Annotated in this window: 2 protein-coding genes and 2 pseudogenes; all 4 read left to right on the top strand. The window is 39.4% G+C overall.

Annotation, left to right across the window (positions count from 1 at the left end):
- Nucleotides 1-201 (top strand): annotated as a pseudogene (locus tag C9E89_RS23505) (hypothetical protein); the annotation flags it as partial.
- Nucleotides 201-1,328, top strand: a complete 1,128-nt coding sequence (locus C9E89_RS22330; protein ID WP_107010270.1) for an ATP-binding protein — start codon at nt 201-203, stop codon at nt 1,326-1,328. The pseudogene C9E89_RS23505 and the gene C9E89_RS22330, both read left to right, overlap by 1 nt.
- Nucleotides 1,325-1,669 (top strand): DUF2786 domain-containing protein, encoded by a 345-nt coding sequence (locus tag C9E89_RS22325; protein ID WP_107010269.1) that lies wholly within the window; start codon nt 1,325-1,327, stop codon nt 1,667-1,669. The genes C9E89_RS22330 and C9E89_RS22325 overlap by 4 nt, the downstream gene beginning before the upstream one ends.
- Nucleotides 1,666-2,098 (top strand): annotated as a pseudogene (locus tag C9E89_RS22320) (hypothetical protein); the annotation flags it as partial. The gene C9E89_RS22325 and the pseudogene C9E89_RS22320, both read left to right, overlap by 4 nt.

The raw sequence follows: 2,098 nt of genomic DNA, 5'->3' as shown, positions 1-2,098 counted from the left end.
AGCTATGAAGCACATAAAGATGAAAACGGTGCAGCAAATTATGGCTTCACTGCTGTAGAAATTAAAGAACTCGGTCAAATCAAAGTCTTTGATGAAAAAGGTAATCCATACCGCGACTTCACTGACCAACTCGACCACCGCAATATCAATAACTTGTTGATTGGTTTTATTGAGCGTAATCGTTTAGTGGAGGCTGTGTAATGTCTATAAATATTATTCCTGCGGATCAAGCTTTAAATATCAGCGCAATTATTACCTATATCTATGCTGATCCTGGTTTAGGTAAAACTTCTCTTGGTTTCACAGCAGACAATGCTATTTCTTTCGACTTTGACCGTGGCGCACATCGTACTGGTGAATTACGTCGGGGTGCAGTAATTCCTGTTCAACAATGGTCTGATATTGAAAATATCAAAGAAAATGATCTTGCTGCTTTTAATACTGTGGTTATTGATACGGTTGGTGCAATGCTTGAGTGCATTAAAACTCATTTGCTTAAAACAGCAAACAATCGCCAACAAGACCAAACATTAAAACTTAAAGCACAAGGTCTTGCCAACATGAAGTTTAAGCAATACATCAATACCCTTTTGAGCTTTGGTAAAGATGTTGTTTTTATTGCTCATGCTTCTGAGGATCAGAACGGTGATCAAGTCATTTACCGTCCCGAACTCGGTGGTAAAAACCGAAACGAACTTTATCGTATTGCTGACATGATGGGTTATATGACCACTGTATCAACAAGCGAAGGGAAACACGCTCGCGTCATTAACTTTAATCCATCACCTGCCCATCACGCTAAAAATTCAGGTGGTTTAGGTGGAAAAACGGGTGAGGTTTGGGTTCCCGACCTAAAAGATAATCCTCACTTTCTAGCGGGTCTTATTAAAGATGCAAAAGCACATATTAATACGTTAACACCTGCTCAGTTAGCCAACATCAAAGCTCAGGAAGATTTAAATAACTTCATTCAAAGCTGTTCAGAAGCTCAATACGCTTCTGATCTGAACCAACTAACTGAAACGCTTAAAGCTGATGAAAGCCACATGTATTTTCATAATATGCGCCAAGCCATTGTATCTAGAGCAAGAGCGCTTGGTTGCGTAGCAAATAAAGAAAAGAAAACTTGGGAAAACCCACCTGAATTTAATGGCGTTAATGATCAGCAACGAGATGATCTACAGGCATTTATTGATGAACGTGGTTTGGATGTGAAAACCGTCTGTGAGCATCTTGGTGTTGATGCTTTAACTCAAATTGAATCAAGCCAATTAAATGCCGTGAAAGAAGAAATTAACACATTAGCAAAAGAAGGAGCACGTGCATGAATGGTTCTATTTTAAGAAAAATTGAACGATGTGAAGCGTTATCTAAAAGCTCCAATATCAATGAAGCAGCTACAGCATACAAGCAAATGAAAGTACTTATCGAGAAATATAATGTACTTCATAAAGCTAGCCAAACCAATTTTAAAGCTGGTGATAAGGTTGTGTACATTGAATTACATCGCACAGATGAGGTGCTTACTATCTGCCTCTTGATGGATAAAGATCACTTGCAATATCCAGTTGCCTTTATGGGTGGCATTAATGCATGCGGCATAATCATGCTACGCCATGCTACACCTGATGAAATTATTGCAGGAAAAAGAATAGGAAAAACAGCATGAATACCGAAATCTTAAATACTAAACAAGCTTTTGAAGCAATGTCATCTGGTCAAGCAGTGCTATGTCGTGCAGTCGGGCAGCTGCTCGACTTTGGCGAGTTGAGTCAATTCCCCGCTACGGTCTTCTTCGGTGCTGATTACGAGTTCTGCCTTGCGCCTCGTTTTATGACGATTGGTCAATTGGATCTAGAAGTACCTGAGTGTATTCAAGGCTTTGATGACTTAATTGATGCTGCAGTGTATTACTACGCACCGAATCTTTTAGATGTGGATCGTCCTATTGAGATTTTAAGCACTGCCGACAATGCTACTTATTTAAAACGTTTGATTGCTTCAAAGCTTTTACATAAAACTTCTGATGATGCAATTGCCCATGCACGTGCATTTATCACATTGAACGGCGGTTCATTAGATCCTATCGAAGTTGAAG

The organism is Acinetobacter sichuanensis, assembly GCF_003024515.2.
Classification (GTDB): domain Bacteria; phylum Pseudomonadota; class Gammaproteobacteria; order Pseudomonadales; family Moraxellaceae; genus Acinetobacter; species Acinetobacter sichuanensis.
The sequence above is the reverse complement of the archived record's forward strand: the minus strand, read 5'-3'. Positions and strand labels throughout refer to the sequence as shown.

What these genes read in the sequence shown, in the direction of transcription:
- C9E89_RS22325 (WP_107010269.1), top strand. Translation starts at nt 1,325, where the DNA reads ATGAATGGTTCTATTTTAAGAAAAATTGAACGATGTGAAGCGTTATCT.
- C9E89_RS22330 (WP_107010270.1), top strand. Translation starts at nt 201, where the DNA reads ATGTCTATAAATATTATTCCTGCGGATCAAGCTTTAAATATCAGCGCA.